The 19,441-nt window shown below is 72.0% G+C and carries 16 protein-coding genes and 1 riboswitch; of the genes, 4 read left to right on the top strand and 12 right to left on the bottom strand.

Translation table 11 applies throughout. The annotated features are described in order from the left end of the window. Window positions 1–31: 31 nt before the first annotated feature. The 3 genes from ACZ4N4_RS19860 to ACZ4N4_RS19870 form a co-directional block, all read right to left on the bottom strand. Complete coding sequence (locus ACZ4N4_RS19860; RefSeq protein ID WP_467590366.1) at window positions 32–2,497, bottom strand: ATP-binding protein; 2,466 nt, start codon at window positions 2,495–2,497, stop codon at window positions 32–34. 417 nt (window positions 2,498–2,914) lie between these two features. Further along, entirely contained in the window at window positions 2,915–4,075 is a 1,161-nt protein-coding gene (locus ACZ4N4_RS19865; protein WP_467590369.1) for a DUF4037 domain-containing protein, read from the bottom strand. 87 nt (window positions 4,076–4,162) lie between these two features. Continuing rightward, a complete protein-coding gene (locus ACZ4N4_RS19870; RefSeq protein ID WP_467590371.1) occupies window positions 4,163–5,413 on the bottom strand; it encodes an MBL fold metallo-hydrolase in 1,251 nt (416 codons plus the stop codon). A gap of 106 nt (window positions 5,414–5,519) precedes the next feature. On the opposite strand from ACZ4N4_RS19870, the gene ACZ4N4_RS19875 reads away from it, so the two are divergent. After that, window positions 5,520–6,698, top strand: a complete 1,179-nt coding sequence (locus tag ACZ4N4_RS19875; RefSeq protein ID WP_453567818.1) for a glutamate dehydrogenase — start codon at window positions 5,520–5,522, stop codon at window positions 6,696–6,698. Window positions 6,699–6,710: 12 nt separating this feature from the next. On the opposite strand, the gene ACZ4N4_RS19880 is transcribed toward ACZ4N4_RS19875, so the two are convergent. Together ACZ4N4_RS19880 and ACZ4N4_RS19885 are read right to left on the bottom strand one after the other, a co-directional pair. After that, on the bottom strand, window positions 6,711–7,859 hold the full coding sequence (locus ACZ4N4_RS19880; RefSeq protein WP_467590374.1) for an MFS transporter: 1,149 nt from the start codon (window positions 7,857–7,859) through the stop codon (window positions 6,711–6,713). Next, window positions 7,856–8,458 carry a helix-turn-helix domain-containing protein gene (locus ACZ4N4_RS19885; RefSeq protein WP_467590378.1) on the bottom strand — a complete coding sequence of 201 codons (603 nt, stop codon included), beginning with the start codon at window positions 8,456–8,458 and terminating at the stop codon, window positions 7,856–7,858. The genes ACZ4N4_RS19880 and ACZ4N4_RS19885 overlap by 4 nt, the downstream gene beginning before the upstream one ends. Between ACZ4N4_RS19885 and ACZ4N4_RS19890 the strand changes: the two genes are divergently transcribed. Both ACZ4N4_RS19890 and ACZ4N4_RS19895 read left to right on the top strand, forming a co-directional pair. Further along, on the top strand, window positions 8,457–9,008 hold the full coding sequence (locus ACZ4N4_RS19890; protein WP_453567814.1) for a GNAT family N-acetyltransferase: 552 nt from the start codon (window positions 8,457–8,459) through the stop codon (window positions 9,006–9,008). The genes ACZ4N4_RS19885 and ACZ4N4_RS19890 overlap by 2 nt on opposite strands. A 9-nt stretch (window positions 9,009–9,017) precedes the next feature. Then, window positions 9,018–9,620 carry a TetR/AcrR family transcriptional regulator gene (locus ACZ4N4_RS19895; RefSeq protein WP_453567812.1) on the top strand — a complete coding sequence of 201 codons (603 nt, stop codon included), beginning with the start codon at window positions 9,018–9,020 and terminating at the stop codon, window positions 9,618–9,620. 44 nt (window positions 9,621–9,664) lie between these two features. On the opposite strand, the gene ACZ4N4_RS19900 is transcribed toward ACZ4N4_RS19895, so the two are convergent. The 3 genes from ACZ4N4_RS19900 to ACZ4N4_RS19910 all read right to left on the bottom strand — a co-directional run bounded on the left by ACZ4N4_RS19900 (window position 9,665) and on the right by ACZ4N4_RS19910 (window position 14,194). Then, the gene (locus ACZ4N4_RS19900; protein WP_453567810.1) at window positions 9,665–10,450 is read right to left on the bottom strand and encodes an SGNH/GDSL hydrolase family protein; all 786 of its coding nucleotides are present in this window, start codon (window positions 10,448–10,450) and stop codon (window positions 9,665–9,667) included. 239 nt (window positions 10,451–10,689) lie between these two features. Continuing rightward, window positions 10,690–11,637 carry a M23 family metallopeptidase gene (locus ACZ4N4_RS19905; protein ID WP_467590383.1) on the bottom strand — a complete coding sequence of 316 codons (948 nt, stop codon included), beginning with the start codon at window positions 11,635–11,637 and terminating at the stop codon, window positions 10,690–10,692. Between the two features lie 4 nt (window positions 11,638–11,641). Beyond that, a riboswitch (cyclic di-AMP (ydaO/yuaA leader) is annotated at window positions 11,642–11,801 on the bottom strand. A gap of 308 nt (window positions 11,802–12,109) precedes the next feature. Beyond that, the gene (locus tag ACZ4N4_RS19910) at window positions 12,110–14,194 is read right to left on the bottom strand and encodes an alpha-galactosidase (protein ID WP_467590661.1); all 2,085 of its coding nucleotides are present in this window, start codon (window positions 14,192–14,194) and stop codon (window positions 12,110–12,112) included. Window positions 14,195–14,368: 174 nt separating this feature from the next. Between ACZ4N4_RS19910 and ACZ4N4_RS19915 the strand changes: the two genes are divergently transcribed. Beyond that, complete coding sequence (locus ACZ4N4_RS19915; RefSeq protein WP_453567807.1) at window positions 14,369–15,166, top strand: tyrosine-protein phosphatase; 798 nt, start codon at window positions 14,369–14,371, stop codon at window positions 15,164–15,166. A gap of 22 nt (window positions 15,167–15,188) precedes the next feature. Here ACZ4N4_RS19915 and ACZ4N4_RS19920 read toward each other — a convergent pair whose 3' ends face one another. From ACZ4N4_RS19920 to dxs, 4 genes are all read right to left on the bottom strand, one after another. Next, on the bottom strand, window positions 15,189–15,311 hold the full coding sequence (locus ACZ4N4_RS19920) for a DUF6126 family protein (RefSeq protein WP_362167358.1): 123 nt from the start codon (window positions 15,309–15,311) through the stop codon (window positions 15,189–15,191). Then, the gene (locus ACZ4N4_RS19925; RefSeq protein WP_467590387.1) at window positions 15,308–15,931 is read right to left on the bottom strand and encodes a helix-turn-helix domain-containing protein; all 624 of its coding nucleotides are present in this window, start codon (window positions 15,929–15,931) and stop codon (window positions 15,308–15,310) included. Before ACZ4N4_RS19925 ends, ACZ4N4_RS19920 begins: the two co-directional genes overlap by 4 nt. Window positions 15,932–16,024: 93 nt before the next feature. Then, window positions 16,025–17,410 carry an aspartate aminotransferase family protein gene (locus tag ACZ4N4_RS19930; protein ID WP_453567803.1) on the bottom strand — a complete coding sequence of 462 codons (1,386 nt, stop codon included), beginning with the start codon at window positions 17,408–17,410 and terminating at the stop codon, window positions 16,025–16,027. Continuing rightward, entirely contained in the window at window positions 17,407–19,419 is a 2,013-nt protein-coding gene (gene dxs / locus ACZ4N4_RS19935; RefSeq protein ID WP_467590390.1) for a 1-deoxy-D-xylulose-5-phosphate synthase, read from the bottom strand. Before dxs ends, ACZ4N4_RS19930 begins: the two co-directional genes overlap by 4 nt. Between the last annotated feature and the right edge of the window lie 22 nt (window positions 19,420–19,441).

Raw genomic sequence — 19,441 nt, forward strand, 5'->3', positions numbered from 1 at the left:
GGGGTAGGGGTGGGGGTGGAGACGGTGCTGGTCATCCGGCCGGTGCGCTCCCGTCGGGCCGGGCATGGAATTCGGAGGTGCGCACCGGGCGCAGGGCCGGGGAGTGCGACTGGGCTCGGGACACGGACGGAGGGTCGGTGGGGTCCCCTTGTGCCCGACTCGTGTGGGCCGCGGACGTGTAGTCCGGGGCCATGTGGTCTGGGGATGTGTGGGCCGGGCCCAGGTGGTTCGAGGCCGTATGCGCCGGGCCCAGGTGGTTCGAGGTCACGTGGGCTGGACCCGTGTGGTCGGAGCCCTGGTGGTCCGAGACCATTCGGTCCGGGCCCAAGTGGTCCACCGCCATGGGGTTCGACGCCACGGGATCCGACGCCCTGCGGTCCACGGCCGACCGGTCCGGGGCTGTGTAGTCGGGAGCCATGTACCCGGCCTCCCCGTGTGCCGACTCCCGGTGTGCCGACTCGGTATGGGCGGCCCCCATAGGTGTGGCCTCCATGTGCGTGACATCCATGTGCGTGCCGTCCGCATGTGTGGCGTGGGAGGCGCTGCTCGCCACGCCTCCGGCACCGTCGCCGGACGTCGTCACACCGGATCCGTTGTCGACGCCCCTGTCGGCGACGCCCATGTCAGTGACGCCCATACCGTTCAGCCCCGTATAGAAGGTCTCTCCCTGGGGCCCGCCCAGGGGCTCGGCGGTGGCCGGCGGTTCCGTCTGGGTGGCCTCCAGATGCTGCTGGGCCTCCGCGAGGCCGATGCCTCGTTGGAAGGCGGCCATCAGACCGGGGTCGTGTCCGGCCGGCGCCTCGTTGTCCTGGCGGGGTGCGGGGCCGCCGCGGAGCTGGGGGACGATGTGCTCCTGGGCGCGGCGGCGCGGCAGTTGGGGCTTGCCCATGGTGCCGCGCACGGCGCCGACGCGCGGGACGGGCGGCGCGCCGGCGTGCTCGGCGACCGCGGGCCGGTCCTCGGGGCGGATGCCCGGCAGCGCCTCGGCGGGGTTGGGCCGGGTCTCCTGGGTGCCGCGTACCGGCAGCGGTGCGGGTGGGCCCTCGGGCTGCGCGTGCCGACGCCGCCCGCCGGCCGTGGCCGGCCCCTGCTGCGGCGCGGGCCGTCGGTCCGGCGGCGCGCCGCCCGGGGCGGCCGGCCGGCCCCCGGGTCCGGCATTCGGTCCGGCGGTGCCGCCATGGACGCCCTCCGGTGTCCCGGTGACGTCGGACGGCCGCGTACCCCTGGCTCCCGGCGCACCTCCCCCGGCCCCCGCGTCGCGCGGCTGCGGTACCGCCCCGGGGGCGCCCGGTGCCGTACCCAGCAGGCCCTGCGGGACGACGAGGACGGCCTGGACACCGCCGTAGATGTTGGTCTGGAGGCGGACGTTGATGCCGTGGCGGCGGGCCAGCTGGGAGACGACGAAGAGGCCGATGCGGCCGTCGGCCAGCAGGCTGGCGACGTTGACCTGGTCGGGGTCGGCGAGCAGGGCGTTCATCTTGGACTGTTCGCCGACCGGCATGCCGAGTCCGCGGTCCTCGACCTCGACCGCGAGGCCGGAGGTGACGAGGTTGGCGCGGAGCAGCACCTGGGTGTGCGGGGCGGAGAACACCGTGGCGTTCTCGACGAGTTCGGCGAGGAGGTGGATGACGTCGGCGACGGCGTGCCCGCGCAGTTCGCCGTCGATCGGCGGGACGAGTTTGACCCGGGAATACTGCTCGACCTCGGCGATGGCGGAGCGCAGCACCTCGGTCATGGAGACGGGGTTGCTCCACTGCCGTCGGGAGACGGCGCCGCCGAGCACGGCGAGGTTCTCGGCGTGCCGTCGGATCCGGGTGGCCAGGTGGTCGACGTGGAAGAGGCCCTTGAGGAGGTCCGGGTCCTCGATCTCGTTCTCGAGTTCGTCGAGGATCGAGATCTCCCGGTGCACGAGGGACTGAAGCCGCCGCGCCAGGTTGACGAAGACCTCCAGTTTCTGTTCGCTGCCGGCCTGGCTGGAGAGCTGGGCCGCCTGTACGACGGCGGTGACGGCGCCGTCGTGCGCGCGGGACAGGTCGGCGGCGAGCAGCTCGAAGTCGTCGGCGTCCTCGGGTGGTCCACCGCGCGACTTGCGCGGGGGCGGGGTCTCGCCGCGGCGCAGCGCGTCGACGAGGGCCAGCAGGTCGGCCTCGCCGCGGGCGGCGTTGCGGCGCAGCATGCCGACGCGGTCGCCGACCGAGCGGGCGGCGCGGCCCGCGGCCACGACGGCGATCACGATGCCCGCGGCCGTCACCGAGACCGCTCCGGTCAGCACGGCCAGCAGGGTGAGGCTGGGCCGGGCCCCGGTGGAGCGGATGGTGAACAGGACGGCCGCGCAGCCGCTGAGCGCCACCGCGACCGGTGGCAGCACGGCAAGACGCATCAGCTGAGGCCGTATGTGGGTCTCGGGCAGCGCGGGAACGGGTCGGGCGACCGGACGTCCGTGCCGACCGCCCTCACGGCGGTCGGCGCGGGCGGCCGGTGCACGGAGGTGAGACATCTGCGTCCTCGTACTGGTCCGTCGGGCCTGAATTGCTCGCGCGGGCCGCGCGAGTTGGGCATGCGCCATCGCGGTGCCGGCCGAGGGGACCGCAAAAGAATTCGGCCCCGTGTCGCCCGACGGACACTCACAGTAGTCGCCAACGCATCATGTGCGGCGGGCAGTTGACAAAGTCCCCCGGAGATGGTCCTGCTCTGGTATGAGCCGTCGCACGAAAGACCGATAACCCCTCTCGGCGCCCCGTCCCGCAACCGCCAACGACCGATCCGACCTGCTCAAAAACGGTCAGACACAGAAGGCGAGGAGCGGAGCGACCGGCACACCACGCCCCTCGCCGGCCGTCGGTCCGCACCCCCTCGGCAGGCCCGGTGGAGCGACCGGCAGGGCGCCGCACCCTCGCCATCACCCCCCAGAACATCACCCACGGTGACCTCTCTCCCCTCGTCCGTCGTGCGCCCGCTCCCGCGGAGGGCCGTCGTGCCGGTCGGCATCCGTCACCGCGTCGGCCACGGCCCGCGTCCGGTCCGGGCGGCTCAGGACGTCCGCGCTGTCGACGAACTGGTCCACCGCGCCGACCGTCGGCAGCTCCCGTATGCCAGGGGACTTGATACGGGCGACGAGGGCCCGGGTGAAGCGGTCGGCGCGCAGCACCCGGAAGGGCCGGGAGTGGTACGGGCGGGTGGCCGGGTCGACCCGGTCGGTGAGCTCCAGCTCGTTGTGCAGATGGGCGACGATCTCGTACGCGTGCACCAGGTGCCGCTCCCGGGCGTGCCAGTCCGTGGCGGCGACGGCGGCGGTCAGCACGGGGGTGAGCCGAGGGGCCGCGGGGGTCCGGGCGAAGGCGCTGCCGAGCCACTTGCCGTAGGGCGGGTAGCGCCGGTCCATCAGCAGGCAGAGCCGCATGAGGTCGCGGACCAGACGGGCGGCCTCGACGGCGGAGCCGAGTTCGTCGCCGACCTCGCCGCAGCGTCCGACGAAGGCCTCCTCCTGGGCGATGCGCTGCCACTGGCAGGCGAGGACATGGAGCCAGAGGTCATGGGGATACCAGCCCAGGGCGGCCCGGGCCGGGGAGAGAGTGTGGAGTCCGTCGTGGAACACGGCGCCGGCGGTGGCCTCGGCGAGGAGCTGGGTGGGAGTGGCGAGCCAGTCCGCCGGGGTGACACCGGAGGCCGGGTCGAAGCCGAGGGCGGCACGGAACCAGGAGGAGACACCGGTCACTTCGACCCGGTGGTGCACCCGGCCGTCGGTGGCCCGCATGACCCGGATGTCGCGGTCCCCCGTGGCGGCGAAGTGGGTGGGCCAGCCGTGAAAGGTCTTGGGAAGGTGTTCGGCGAGCACATGTCTGATCCGCCCGCCATGGCGGGACACATCGTGGGGGTGCAGGAAGAGCTGGAGGCGCGGGCCCCACTCGTGGTCGGCGGAGCGTTCGGTGTCGTACCCGAGCACTTCGGAGCCCGGGCCGACCCGTGCCGCCGAGTGCGGAACGCCGGGGGCGGCCTCTTCCAGCAGCGAGCGCACGGCCTCCGTGTAGAAGCGCCGGGACAGCTCAAGTCCCGGTAAAAAAGCGGGGGTTGGCATATGTGCATGACTCATGCCCATGCCCCTGCCCAAGTTGTGCAGGGGCATGCACGCCGCTTTCACGTCACCGCCACACCGGCGGCGCCCTCACTTCACAAGATCGTCCGCGTCCGGCGCCACCGCTTCGCCGGCCAGGTCGAGGTCTCGCCGCCCGGCCTCGCTCCGCGGCGGGACGGCGCTGCGCCACGGCCCGGTGACCGGCGCCGACACCGAGCGCCACCACGGTTCGGCGGGGACCCTCACGGACGGCTCGAAGGGCTCGCCCGGACGCGGCAGCGCCACCGCCTGGGCCGCCACGTCGCCGGCGTCCTTCGTCCACTCCCCCGGCTCGGCCCAGGCGTGCGGGGCGAGGTTGAAGGTGCCCCAGTGGATCGGCAGCAGCACCCCGTGCGGGCCGCCGCCCTGCAGGTCGAGGTGGGCCCGCATGCCCTCCTCGGGCGTCATGTGTATGTCGGGCCAGAACTCGCTGTACGCACCGATCTGGATCATCGTCACGTCGAAGGGCCCGTGGTCGGCGCCGATGTCCTTGAAGCCGTCGAAGTAGCCGGTGTCACCACTGTGGTAGATCCGGTGCCGCTCGCCCGCGACGACCCAGGACGCCCAGAGGGTGTGCTGGGTGTTGCGCAGCCCACGGCCGCAGAAGTGGCGGGCCGGGGTGGCCGTCAGGGTGAGCCCGCCGACCTTGGTCTCCTCGTGCCAGTCCAGCTCGCGCAGCCGGTCGGGGGCGACGCCCCAGTGTTCGAGGTGGGCGCCGACCCCGAGCGGCACCGCGAAGAGGGTGTCCGTGCCGGCCAGCGCCTTGATGGTGGGCAGGTCGAGGTGGTCGTAGTGGTCGTGCGAGATGACCACCACGTCGACCGGGCCGAGTGCGGCCAGCGGCAGCGGCGCCGGGTGCAGCCGCTTGGGCCCGGCGAACGGGAACGGGGAGCAGCGCTCGCCCCAGACGGGGTCGAACAGGACGCGGTGCCCGTCGATCTCCGCGAGCACGCTGGAGTGCCCCATCCACGTCACCCGCAGCCCGCTCGCGGCGGGCTGGGCGAGGTCGGCGACGGTGGTGGCGTGCACCGGTACGGTGCCCCGGGGAGCGCGGCGGGCGCGCTGCTCCTTCTCGAAGTAGGTCTTCGCGAAGTCCAGCATCGAGCCCGAGGGGCGCATCCGGGTGGTACCGCCGGGGTTCTGGAAGACACCGTCCTTGAAGTGCGGTGAGCCCTGGATGCGGGCCATGCGCTCGCCGCTGGGGTCCACGCCGAAGGCAGCGGGCCGCAGCTCGCGGAGCCCGGAGCTCAGGGAACGCAAACGGGTCACGGTACCTCCAGTGGTGTGGCCGGGGTCCTCCATTATGGTCGGCCCCTCGGGTGGTCCGCGTTGACACCCTGCGGCCCAGCTCCGGATACTGACCCACTGTTCAGTAGCACCCTCTTTCACGAACCTCTCGGGAGCCACTATGGCCGCTCCACTGATGTCTCTCGTCTGGACCGACCACGTCACCGGCCGGCAGGGCTTCCTGGTCGTCGACCGGCTGGTGCGCGGCGTGGCCAGCGGCGGTCTGCGGATGCGGCCGGGCTGCACCCTGGAGGAGGTCACCGGGCTGGCGCGCGGCATGACGATGAAGGAGGCCCTGCACTACAACCCCGAGGGCCGCTACATTCCCCTGGGCGGCGCCAAGGGCGGCATCGACTGCGATCCGCAGGACCCGGGGGCGTACCCCCTGCTGGTCCGCTACCTGAGCGCCATGCGGCCGTACGTCGAGAGCTTCTGGACCACCGGCGAGGACCTCGGGCTGACCCAGGACCTGGTGGACCGGGCGGCCGCCGAGGCGGGGCTGGTCTCCTCGATCCAGGCCGTGTTTCCGCTGCTGGACGACGAGGCGGCGGCCCGGCGGCGGCTGGCGGACGCCTTTGCCATCGAGGTGGACGGGATCGGCCTCGACGAACTGGTCGGTGGCTGCGGGGTCGCCGAGTCGGCGCTGACGGCCCTGGACCGGGCCGGGGTGCCGTACCCCGGGACCCGGGTCGCGGTGCAGGGGCTGGGCACGATGGGCGGGGCCACGGCGCGTTTCCTGGCCCGCGCGGGGCTCACGGTGGTGGCCGTCGCCGACGTCAAGGGCACGATCGCCAACCCGGCGGGGTTGGACGTCGAGGCGCTGCTGCGCGCGCGGGACGCGTACGGCACCGTCGACCGCGTGGTGCTGCGCCCGGGCGATCTCGAACTGCCGGGCGACGCCTGGCTGTCCGCCGACGCGGAGGTGCTGGTGCCGGCGGCGGTGTCGTACGCCGTCGACGCTGCCAACGAGCACCTGGTCACCGCCCGCTGGATCGTGGAGGCGGCCAACATGCCCGTGCTGCCCGAGGCGGAGGAGCGGCTCGCGGCGCGCGGGGTGACCGTGCTGCCGGACGTGGTGGTCAACTCGGGTACCAACGCCTGGTGGTGGTGGACCCTGTTCGGCGACATCGGCCCGGACACGGACGAGGCGTTCGCCCACACCCGCCGCTCGATGCGGGCCCTGGTGGAGCTGATGCTGGATCGCGCGGAGTCCGACGGCACGACCCCGCGTGCCGCGGCTCACGCCCTGGTGAGCGACCGGCTGCCGGTGATCGCGGAACGGTTCGGCTGGTACCGGTGAGGGGGCGGGTGCTCAACGGCGCCCGAGCGGCAGAGCGAGGAGCAGCGCGAAGAGCGCGGTGAGGGTGGTGCCCTGCCAGCCGAAGGCGTCGAGCAGCGGGGCGGCGACGGCCGTGCCGAGGGCTCCGACGGTGAAGTACACCACCAGGTACACACTGCTGAGGCTGCCGGAACGGGCGGGGTCGAGGGCGATGACGCGGCTCTGGTTGGCGGCCTGGGCGGCGAAGCAGCCGGCGTCGAAGAGGGCGAGTCCGAGTGCGGTGACGAACGGGCTGTTCAGACCGGTGGCCAGTATGGCGGTTCCGGCCGCGGCGGCCGGCAGGGCGGCGCTGATCATGGCGCGTGGGCCGTACCGGTCGGTGAGGCGCCCGGTGAGCGGGAGCGCCGCGAAGCCGAGGAGTCCGGCCAGGCTGTACAGGCCGATGGCGGTGGGGCCGAGGGAGTGCGGCGGCTGGGCCAGGGCCAGGGTGAGGGCGATCCAGACGAGGTTGAAGGCGAAGTACCAGAGCGCTCCGGCGGCCACCGCGCGACGCAGCCGCGGGTGGTGCGGGAGCAGGGCCGGCAGTGCCGCGAGGGTGGCGCGGTAACCGGTGGGGGCGTGCGGCCGTCGCCGGGGCAGGCGGGTGGCGGCGGCGAGCGCGCCGAACAGGGCGAGGGCCGCGAAGACCAGGAGCATCCGCCGCCAGCCGAGCAGATCGGTGAGGGCGCCTCCCGCCAGCCGGCTGACCAGGATGCCGGCCGACATGCCCGCGGCCACGAGGGCGACGCCGGATCCGGCGCGGCCGGGCCGGGCGTGCCGGCCGGCGATGGTTCCGGCCTGGGCCGCCACGCTCGCGGCGGCGCCGACGAACAGGTACGCGGTCAGGAGCACGGCGGGACCGGGTGCGGCGGCGGCCAGGGCGAGGGCGGCGGCCAGGGCGGTGAGCTGTGCGGTGACCAGGCGGTTGGGGGCCAGGCGATCGGTGAGCGGGAGCAGCAGGGCGAAGCCGGTCATGCAGCCGGTGAGCGCGGCGGTCGGCACCAGGCCGATCGTGGCGAGCGGCACGTCCAGGTCGGCGGCGACCGCGGTGAGCGCGGGCTGGACGGCGTAGTTGTTCGCGATCGCCGTGCCGGCTATGGCGGCCAGCAGGAAGGTGCCCCCTCGGGAGAGGGGCGGGTTCACGGCTGTGTGTCGCGGGTGAGGACGACGGCGTAGCGGCACTCGGCGTCGCCGGTGTTGGCGAAGACGCGCTCGGCCGGCGGGCCGAGTTCGACGGTGTCGCCGGCGTCGAGTTCATGGACCGTGTCGCCGTCGTGGAAGGTCAGTCGGCCGTCGAGGACCCAGACGAGTTGTCGTACGAAGGCGAAGGCGGCCGCCGGATAGGGCACCCGGGCCCCGGCGGGCAGGCGGATCTCGGCGATCTCCGCCGGGAACCGCGGTCCGGTGATCTGGCGGCGCCGGTAGCCGGTGCCGGGGTCGCGCCACTCGGCCGCGGCGGCGCCGCGCCGCACTCCCGCGGTGTCGGCCGTGGTGTCCTGCGCGCCTTCGGCGAGGGCCAGCAGGGAGGCGACGCTCAGCTGGAACGCCGCGGACAGCTTGCCGAGGACGACGGCGGTGGGGCTGCTCTCGCCGCGTTCGATCCGGCTGATCATCGCCGGGGAGACACCGGAGGCGTCCGCGAGCTGCGCCAGGGTCCAGCGGCGGCGCTCCCGCTCGGTGCGGACACGGGCGGCGATCCCCGCCACCAGGGAGTCCGTCGGCGGATCTACTATGTTGGACATGAATCCAATATACGAGAGAGATGGGGAGGTGCGGATCCGCCCGGCCCGCCCCGCTGACGCGGAGGCCGTCCGCGCGATCCGCAACCACGCGGTCGAGCATTCGACGGCGCTGTGGACCGAGACCACGCAGGCCCCCGCCGAGGGTGCGGCCTGGCTGGCCGCCCATCTGGCGCGCGGCTCGGCGTTCGTGGCCGAAGTGGCGGGCGAGGTGGCCGGCTTCGCGGTGTACGGCCCGTGGCGCGAGCTGGACGGCTACCGGCACACGGTGGAGGACTCCGTCTACGTACGGGAGGACCGGCACGGGCTCGGCATCGGCTCGGCACTGCTGGGCGCGCTCATCGCCGCGGCGCGGGAGGCCGGCCACCACGTCATGATCGCCGGCATCGAGGCGGAGAACACCGCGTCGGTCCGGCTGCACCGGCGGTTCGGCTTCGAGCATGCCGGCACGGTCCGGGAGGTGGGCGTCAAGTTCGGCCGCCGGCTGGACCTCACGCTCATGCGGCTGCCGCTGGACCGGGACGGCAACACGCGCGGGGGTGCGACCGATTAGGGTGACCGCGTGGCGAGAGTGCGGTTGAGCGTGGCCGAGCGGCGGGAGGAACTGCTGCGGGCCGCCATCGAGCAGATCGAGGCGCGGGGTGTGGCGGCGGTACGGATCGCCGATGTCGCCTCGTCCCTCGGCGTGAGCAACGCGCTGGTGCTGTACCACTTCTCGACGAAGGAGAAGCTGGTCGCCGCTGCCTTCGCCTACGCCGCCGAGGACGACCTGGCGCATCTGCGCAAGCTGCTGGGCCGCCGCACGTCGGCGTCGCGCCGGCTGCGGACGGCGGTGCGCTGGTACGCCCCGACCGGGCAGGCCAAGGGCTGGCGGCTGTGGATCGAGGGCTGGGCGGTGGCGTTGCGCGAACCCGCCCTGCGAGAGGTCACCAAGGAGCTGGACCAGCAGTGGAAGGCGGCGCTCGCCGAGGTCATCGCCGAAGGGGTGGCCGCCGGTGAGTTCCGGTGCCCCGACCCCACGGCCTCGGCACTGCGGCTGACCGCCCTCCTCGACGGGCTCGCCGTCCAGCTCACCTCGTACCCGGGCGCCCTGTCGCGCTCCCGGGCGCAGGAGTGGGTCGACGAGGCGCTGGCGCGCGAACTGGGGCTGCCCGAGGAACAGTGAGGGGCGGCCCGCAAGGATGCCGCCCCTCACCCGCCCCCATGGCCTCAGGCCACGGAAGCGATCCGCATCCTGATGTCGTCCGGGGAGAGCGTCCCCTTGGCCGTCACGTGGTCGCCCGACGACTCGCCGCGCAGCCGCCGTCCGATCCACGGCACCAGGTACTCACGGGCCCAGTGCACGTCGTCGCGGCGGACCTCCAGGGTGCCGCGGGGCGGCAACGGCGGCCACGGCTGGTCCGGGTCGGCCGGCACCTCGACGCCGAGCGCCTGACCGGCCCGCAGCGCCACCCGCGTGTGCCCTTCGGGAGACAGGTGCAACCGGTCGCCGTCCCAGGCCCGCCGGTCCTGCACGGTCTTCAGGGACCACAGGTCGAGAACCGGGCAGCCGTACCGGTCGGCGACGGCCCGGACATGGCCGTTGTAGGTGGCGATCTTGCCGCGCAGATGCTTGAGGACGGGCACGCCCCGGGTGTCGAACCCGGTGGTCACCAGAACCGTGCCGACGGCCTCGGTCAGTTGGGCCACGGCCCGCTCGAACCGCTCGGCCACCTCGTCGGGGTCGGTGCCGGGGCGGATGATGTCGTTGCCGCCGGCGGAGAAGGAGACCAGGTCCGGGGCGAGTTCCAGGGCCTGCGGCACCTGGTCCGCCACGATCTGGTCGAGCAGTTTCCCGCGCACCGCGAGGTTGGTGTACTCGAAGTCGCCCTCGGGCCGCCGGTCCGACAGCAGTACCGCGAACCGGTCCGCCCAGCCGACGAACGCCCCGTCGGGGCCTGGGTCGCCCACGCCCTCGGTGAAGCTGTCCCCCACCGCCACGTACGACCCGATCACTGATGCATTGTCACTCTTCGAATCGTCTGCCACGTCGGACCATGATTCACCTTCGACTGTGACCTACGCGACCGTAATAAGGGGTTGACGAACGGTGACATAAGACACGCCTAAATACTCGACCAAGCCAGGAATAAGCCTCCGAACAGCGGCGTTGAAGCGTCGATCGCCCGAAGGCCGGACCCGGGGATCGGGGGTCCGGCCTTCGCAGTGCGTGTCAGATCGGTGGGGGTTCCGGGTCAGCCGACGGCGAGGCCCTTGGAGCGGAGGTAGCCGACCGGGTCGATGTCGGAGCCGTAGTCGGGGGTGGTCCGGATCTCGAAGTGGAGGTGCGGGCCGGTGACGTTGCCGGTGGCACCGGAGAGGCCGACCTGCTGGCCCGCGGTCACGGTCTGGCCGACCGAGACGGAGAGCGCGGACAGGTGGCCGTACTGCGCGTAGTAGCCGTCGGCGAGCCTGATGACGACCTGGTTGCCGTAGGCGCCGCCCCAGCCGGCCGTGACGACCGTGCCCGCGCCGACCGCCTTGACCGGGGTACCGGTCGGGACGACGAAGTCGACGCCGGTGTGGTAGCCGCTGGACCACATGCTGCCGGCCACGTGGTAGCCGGTGCCGACGGTGCCACCGGTCACCGGGAGGGCGAAACCGGAGGCGGTCGTCGTCGACGCGTCCGCGGACGAGGCCGCGTTCGAGGCCGCGTTCGAGGACGCGTTCGAGGACGACGACGAGGAGGGGGCGGAGGACTGCGCGTGGGACCGCGTCTGCGACGGGGAGGAGTCCGGGCTCGGGGTGTGCGTCGTCGCGGCGTGGCGGCCGCCGAGCGTGAGCCGGAGACCGGGGTGGATCAGCGAGGGGTTGTCGCCGACCGCCTGCCGGTTGTCGGCGTAGAGCCGGTGCCAGCCGCCGTCGAGGTGGTGATCCCGGGCGATCTTCGAAAGGTAGTCGCCGGGCACCACCGTGTAGACGCGGCGCGTGGAATTCGCGGTGCCGGAATCCTGGACGACGGTCTTCTCGACGGTCGGAAGCGACTGCGTGGTCTTTTCGGAAACGGGCTGCGAGGTGGCCGCGTGGGCGCCGGTGGCCCCCATGAGCGGCAGGGCCAGCGCGGCGCCACCGGTTCCGGCGACTGCCATCGAGCGGGTGAAACGCTGGGACTTGGGGCGGCGGTGCTTACCCTTCGCGGGCATGACGCATTCCTCTCCGGCGCCTGCGAGGTGAGCTGTCGGGTTCGGGCTGGAGCTGCCCGGCCACGCGGGAAGACGTGGCTACACCCCTAGCCGTCCCGGGAACCGGAACAGGCGGTATACCTGGTGGGTCCCCCGCTCCTGCCGGGCACGGGTGAGTGTGTGTGGGGACTCCGGGCGGCGGCAGGATTAGGCGTTCCGTCCGGATGCGTGGCGAACGTAAGCGAGTAGGACGCACGTAAACAAGCACCAAGTTCCGTCTGTCCGAGTTTCGCTTGATCCGTTACGGGAATTCCCGGTCACCCTCCGTGAATTCCGACCTTACGCGCTTTTCCAATTCTCCTGAAAGGCAGGGGAATTACGTGAACATGACGCGCGACGGACGGTCACGAATATGACGCTCCTCACGCACGTCACGCCACGTCCCCTTATTCCAGACCGAGTTGTAATGAAGGCACCAATTCGGACAGAAGGCTCAGATGCGACGCAGCCGGATAACCGTCGCATCCAGGTCACCGCGCAACTCCGTACGCAGCCCGTGGTGCAGCAGGACGGCACCGCGATGCACTTCGCCCGTTTCGCGGCATTCGTACGACGCGGCCGGGTCGAGCCCCCGCAGCCGCAGCGCCGGGATCGGCTCGCCGTAGCTCTGCGCCTGGAGCCAGGCGAGGACCACGGTCTCGTCGCCGAGCGTGTACTGCACCGCGCTGAGTCCGCCGGTCGGCGGCCGCAGCCGGAACTGGTCGCCGCGCTGCACCAGGGGCCGGATGTCCTTGTAGAGCTCCACCCAGCGGCCGGCCTCGGCCAGCTCGTCCTCGGTCCACCGCGAGAGGTCGCCGCCGACGCCGAGCGCCCCGGCCATGGAGCTGACGAAGCGGAACCGCAGGCTGCTGACCCGACCGTTGAGCTGGTGGTTCGGGCTGTCGGTGACCCAGGCGGACATCACCCGGGCCGGGTGGATCTGGCTGAAGCCGTGCTGGATGGCGAGCCGGTCCAGCGGGTCGGTGTTGTCGGAGGTCCACACCTCGTCGGTGCGGCTCATGATGCCGAGGTCGATCCGGCCGCCACCGCCGGAGCAGGACTCGATGGCGACGTTCGGGTGGGCCGCCCGGATCCGGTCGAGCAGGGCGTACAGCCCGCGCACGTGGTCGACCCACAGACGCTGCGGGTAGGGCTCACCGGGCCAGCCCGCGTCGGTGAAGCAGCGGTTGAAGTCCCACTTGACGTAGTCGATCGGGGCGCTGGACAGCAGGGTGTCGAGCTGCCGCCAGAGGTACTCCTGGACGTCCGCGCGGGCGAGGTTGAGGACGAGCTGATTGCGCAGTTCCGTCCGCTTTCTTCCCTGCTGGTACTGCACCCAGTCGGGGTGCGCGCGGTACAGGTCGCTGTCCGCGTTGACCATCTCGGGCTCGACCCAGATGCCGAACTGCATGCCCAGGGCGTGTACGTAGTCGGCGAGGGGCCCCAGGCCCTTGGGGAAGCGGTCCGGGTTGGGCGTCCAGTCGCCGAGGCCCGCGCGGTCGCTGGTGCGCTTGCCGAACCAGCCGTCGTCGACCACGAACAGCTCGACACCGATCGCGGCGGCCCGGCGGGCGAGGGTGGCCTGCTGCTCCTCGGAGATGTCGAAGGTGGTGGCCTCCCAGGAGTTGAACAGCACCGGCCGGTCCCGGTCGGCGTCCGGGATGACGTACGCCCGCTGGTAGGCGTGCCAGGCCCGGCTGGCCCCGCCGAAGCCGCCGTCGGTCCACAGGCCCGCGAAGACCGGGCTGGTGTACGACTCGCCCTCGGCCAGCATCAGCAGGCCCGAGTCGTCGTAGCCGGCGCCGCCGGTGATCTGCACGCGCGCGTCCGGGAGTTGGGCGACGGCGATCCGCCAGGAGCCGGACCAGCCGAGGGCGCAGCCCCAGACCTCGCCGCGCTCCTCGGTGGCGTCGGTGTCGAGGGCGACCCAGGGCAGGTGCTGGTGGCTGGTGTGGCCGCGGCGGCTGCCGATGACCTTCTCGCCGTAGGTGAGGGGCGCGCGGGTCAGGCGGGACTCGGCGGCCCAGCGGCCGTGCAGCTGGGAGAGGCGCCAGCCCTCGCGGTCGGGGAGCGTCCAGGCGGCCGGGTCGGCGCGCAGCAGCTCCAAAGACACGTCCCCCTGGTTGTCGACGGTCACCCAGCGCTCGACGACGTCGCCGCGCATCCGGTAGTGCAGGGTGATGAGGATCCCGTCGTCCCGGAAGCGCAGACGCAGCTCCTCGTCGGCCGCGTCGCCCTCCGTCTCGTACGCCTCGAAGGTCCACTCGGTGCCGCGGCGCTCCTCGGTGCGCACGGAGAGCGCGGGGCGGACGAAACGGGGACCGCCCTCGACGGGGTACTCCTCACGGCCGTCCAGCGGGGACTCGAACGGCCAGTAGCCGGGTAGCGCCCGGGTGCTGAGCTCCTCGGCGTCGGCGAGCCCGATCTTCGGGCCCCAGTGCAGGTGGAGCAGTTCGTCGCCCTCCGTGAGGTGCAGCGCGTAGCTGCTGCCTGGGCCCGACAGGAGCCAGGTACGACCGTTTTCGGCGATGTCCACCACGAGAAACCTCACACAGGTGCCAACAGATCCGCTCAAGCACCAACATCATCAAGGGCACGGGCCGTCGGAGGCAACGCCTGTGGACAACTCATTGCCCGTGGAAACCGATGTCGTATGGTCGATCCAGTGCCCGTCGACGAGCAGCGCCGACGGGTCCGACCGGGAGGAGCCCCCGTGACGCAGCAGGTCCCGTCGACCGAGCCCGAGCTGGCCGGTGTGCGCAACTTCCGTGACGTGGGCGGCCTGCCGACCGTGGACGGGCGCCGGGTCCGGCACGGTGTGCTGTTCCGCAGCGGGCATCTGGCGCACGCGACGGAGCAGGACGCGGAGTTCCTCACCTCCCTCGGCCTGCACACGATCTTCGACTTCCGCAACGCGGCCGACCAGAAGCTGGAGGGCCCGGACGTCGAGCTGCCCGGCGTTCGGAACGTGAACCTGCCGCTGACCGACCCGGCACACGGCGCCGAGTTCTGGACGATGGTCCGCGAGGGCGACATCGAGCAGCTCCGCGGCCTCCTGGGCGACGGCAAGGCGGCGAACCGGATGGTCAGCTCGTACCGCACGATCGTCAGGGACCGCACCGAGGAGCACTCGCGCGTCCTGCACGGGCTCGCCGAGGACAGCGTCCCGGCGCTGATGCACTGCGCGGCCGGCAAGGACCGGGCGGGCGTCTCCATAGCCGTGACGCTCCTGGCGGTGGGCGTGGAGCGGGACGCGATCCTCGCCGACTACCTGGAGTCCAACGCCAAGCACCGCCGCTACAGGGTGCGGCGCAGCGGCGGCGGGGACAGCGCGTACAGCCCCGAGGTGATGGAACTGCTGAGCCCGCTCTTCGAGGCCCGCGCGGAATATCTGACGGCTGCCTTCGAGAGCATCGAGAAGACGTGGGGTGACGTCGACACGTACCTGGAGCAGGGCCTGAAGCTCACCCCGGAGACCCGCGAGCGGCTGCGCGGGCGCCTGCTCGACTGAAGCCGGCCCAGGACGGGAGTGCTCAGCCCTTGCCGCCGACGGCGAACAGCAGGTAGAGGAACGCGGCGAAGACGTGCCCGACAGCGATGTAGATGATCAGCCGGACCCACAGGGCCCGGGGGAACTTCTCCTCCATGTTGCTCATGGCAGCTCTCCGGTGATCGGCCCCAGGCACAACGCGGCCAGGGGACTCTGCAGCAGGGTGTGGACGAACAGCAGCTCGACGCCGTCGTGGTCCTCGGCGGCGAGCCGGTGCGGGGTGAGCGAGTCGAAGTGGGCACTGTCACCGGGCGCGAGGACATGGGTGGTGTCACCGAGGCGCAGCCGGAGCCGCCCGTGCAGGACGTACAGCCACTCCTCGCCGGGATGCACCCGCACGATGTCGCCCTGGGAGCCGTACGGCACCCGGACGCGCAGCGCCTGCATGCCGCGGCCGGACGCCCCGGCCTGCCAGTACGTCCAGCCGCCCGCCCGCGTCGGCTCCATGTCCGCGGTCCGTACGATCGCGTCCTTGTCGGCGACCGTCTCGCCGAGCAGCTCGGAAACCGTCGTATCGTAGACACGAGCGAGGGTGAGCAGCATCGGCAGCGAGGGCTGCCGCTGCCCGGTCTCCAGCCGGGAGAGGTGGGCCGGCGACAGCCCGGCATCCCGGGCCGCGGCCTCCAGGGTGAGGCCGGCGCGGCGGCGCAGGGAGCGCAGTTGCGGGGCGACGGCGGGCAGGTCGTCGCCGGGACCGGCGGGAGGCGCCGGGTCTGAGGCGTTCATGTCTCCATTGAGCCCGGCTATTGCCTCAGCGGCAAATTTCTTGCCTCAGAGACAAAAAGGCGGAGGCCCCCCGCAGGAGGCCCCCGCCGGATGTCAGCGGTTGGCCACAGCCTGCTTGATGAGGGTCTTGCTGAAGTCCCACATCAGGCCGCCGCCGCTGTGCGCGTCGTCCATCACGTCCGTGAAGGCGGCCACGAAGCGGTCCACGTCCGTCTCGTCGACGATCAGCGGCGGGATGAGCTTGATGACCTCCAGATGGTCGCCGGAGACCTGGGTGAGGATCCGGTGCCGCTGCAGCAGCGGTACGACGACCATCTGCGCGAACAGGCCCTTGCGGGCGGCCTGGAGCATGGTCCAGCGGCTGCGGAGCTTGAGCGAGCTGGGCCTGCCGAACTCGATGCCGATCATCAGACCCCGGCCACGTACGTCGGCGAGCAGCTCGTACTTGTCGATCAGCTCGGTGAGCCGTGACCTGAGCTGCTCCCCCACGACCCGCGCGCCCGCGACGACCTGGTCGTTCTCCATGACGGAGAGGACGGCGAGTCCGGCCGCCATCGCCTGGGCGTTGGCGCCGAAGCTCGCCGAGTGGACCAGGACCCGGTCCATGGACGAGTAGACCTTCTTGAAGATCCAGTCCTTGCCGAGGGTCGCCCCCACCGGGACATAACCGCCGGACAGCGCCTTGGCCACGCACACCAGGTCCGGCTCGACACCGTCCTCGTGCTGGTAGGCATAGAAGTCGCCGGTACGGCCGAGGCCGGTCTGCACCTCGTCGGCGATCAGCAGCGCCTTGTGCTTGTGCAGCAGCTCCTGGGCGCCGCGCAGGTAGCCGGGCGGCGCCTCGTGCACGCCCTTGCCCTGGATCGGCTCGACGATCAGGGCGGCGACGTCGCCCTTCTTCAGCTCGCGTGCCAGGGCGTCGAGATCGCCGAGAGGTACGGCGGTGTCGGGCAGCAGCGGCGCGAAGCCGTCCCGGAAGCCGTCCTCGCCGTTGACCGACAGCGAGCCGGTGGTCAGGCCGTGGAAGGCGTGGTCGCAGTAGAGGACGCGGGGTCTGCCGGTGGCGAAGCGGGCGAACTTCAGCGCCGTCTCTACCGCCTCGGTGCCGCTGTTGCCGAAGAACACCCGGTCCAGGTGCGGGCTGTGGGCAAGGAGCCGCTCGGCGAGCAGCCCGGGCAGCGGCTGGCAGTCGAAGCGGGTGAGGTCGGCCAGCTGCGCGTCCAGGACGTCGTGCAGGGCCTTGCGGACGACGGGGTGGTGGCGGCCCAGGCCCATCACCCCGAACCCGGCGAGCATGTCCAGGTAGTCGTTGCCGTCCTCGTCCCAGAAATGGGCGCCCTCGGCCCGCTCGTAGACCTTGTCGAAGCCGATGGTGTGCAGCATGCGCGGCAACTGATGGTTCAGGTACCTGCTGTGCAGCTCGTACCGCTCACCGCCACGCTCGGCGAGCAGCGCACCGAGGTCGAACTCCTTGCTCATTCTTTCTCCTCGTAAGCGCCATCCATGACAGCGCCCTCGGCTGAGGCGCCCCGTAGGGGCGCGGGGAACTGCGCGACCAGCCCGGACGGCGCCGCACCCGCCACACGACCCCCTGCGGCACCCCCGTAGGAGCTCTCGGCCCCCCGCCCCGCAAGGCTCGCTCCGATCCGCCCCGCGATCTCCACCGGCGTCAGCCCGATGTCGGCCAGCACCTCCCCCCGCTTCGCATGCGCCAGGAACTGCTCCGGGATCCCGAACCGCCGTACCGGCACGTCCACTTCCGCGTCACCGAGCGCGAGCGCGACCGCCGCGCCGACGCCGGCCGCCCGGCTGTTGTCCTCGACGACGGCCACCAGCTCGTGCTGGGCCGCCAGGACCGGCAGCGCGGGGTCCACGGGCTTGACCCAACGGGGGTCCACGACCGTGCAGCCGATACCCCGGGCGGCCAGCAGCTCCGCGGCCTGGAGGCAGACCGGCGCCATCACACCGACCGCGACCAGCAGCACCTGGGCGTCCGTACCACGGTGCAGCACGTCCAGTCCGCCGATCCGGTCGACCGCGGGGATCTCCGGACCCACCGACTCCTTCGGGAACCGCACCAGCGTGGGCGCGTCGTCCACGGCGACCGCCTCCCGCAGCTGGAGGCGCAGCTGCTCGGCGTCGCGCGGGGCGGCGATCCGCAGGCCCGGGACCACCTGGAGCACGGACATGTCCCACATCCCGTTGTGGGAGGCACCGTCGACCCCTGTGACACCTGCCCGGTCCAGGACGAACGTCACCCCGCAGCGGTGCAGCGCCACGTCCATCAGCAACTGGTCGAAGGCACGGTTCAGGAACGTGGCGTAGACGGCGACGACAGGGTGCAGCCCGCCGGTCGCGAGACCCGCCGCCGAGACCGCCGCGTGCTGCTCGGCGATGCCCACGTCCCAGACCCGGTCGGGGAAACGCGCCGCGAACTTGCCGAGGCCGACCGGGTGCAGCATGGCCGCGGTGATCGCCACGACGTCGTCGCGCTCCTCGCCGATGCGCACGATCTCGTCGCCGAACACCGACGTCCAGGACGGCCCGTTGGACGGCGCGAGCGGCTCGCAGGTGAGCGGGTCCATCACGCCGACGGTGTGGAAGTGGTCCTCCTCGTGGGCGAGGGCGGGTTCGTACCCGCGCCCCTTCTCCGTGAGGCAGTGCACCAGCACCGGCCCGTGGAAGCGCTTCGCGCGTCTGAGCGCAGACTCGACCGCCCTGATGTCGTGGCCGTCGATCGGGCCGACATACTTGAGGCCCAGGTCCTCGAACATGCCCTGCGGGGCGAAGGCGTCCTTGAAGCCCTTCTTGGCACCGTGCAGGGACTCGTAGACGGTGTGGCCGACGACCGGGGTGCGCAGGAGTACGTCCTTGCCCCAGGCCAGCATCTTCTCGTAGCCGTCGGTCGTGCGCAGGGCGGCGAGATGGTTGGCGAGGCCGCCGATGGTGGGCGCGTACGACCGCTCGTTGTCGTTGACGACGATGATCAGCGGCCGGTCCTTGGCGGCCGCGATGTTGTTGAGCGCCTCCCAGGCCATCCCGCCGGTCAGCGCGCCGTCGCCGATCACCGCGACGACATGGCCCTTCTCCCCCTGCACCTGGCGGGCCTTGGCCAGGCCGTCGGCCCAGCCGAGCGCGGTGGAGGCGTGGCTGTTCTCGATGATGTCGTGCTCGGACTCCTCGCGCGAAGGGTACCCGGACAGGCCGCCCTTGCCGCGCAGCTTGGAGAAGTCCTGACGGCCGGTCAGCAGCTTGTGCACATAACTCTGGTGACCGGTGTCCCAGAGGATGCGGTCGGCCGGGGACTCGAAGACCCGGTGCAGTGCGACGGTCAGTTCCACGACGCCCAGGTTGGGGCCGAGGTGACCGCCGGTCCTGGCGACCGCGTGCACCAGGAACTCACGTATTTCTTCGGACAGTTCACCAAGCTCCGCCTCGGACAGCGCCTTCAGGTCGCGTGGTCCCCGGATGGTCTCCAGAATCGTCACGCTCGGCCCCCTCTCGGTCCGT

It is taken from the genome of Streptomyces sp. NPDC026538 (assembly GCF_055567535.1).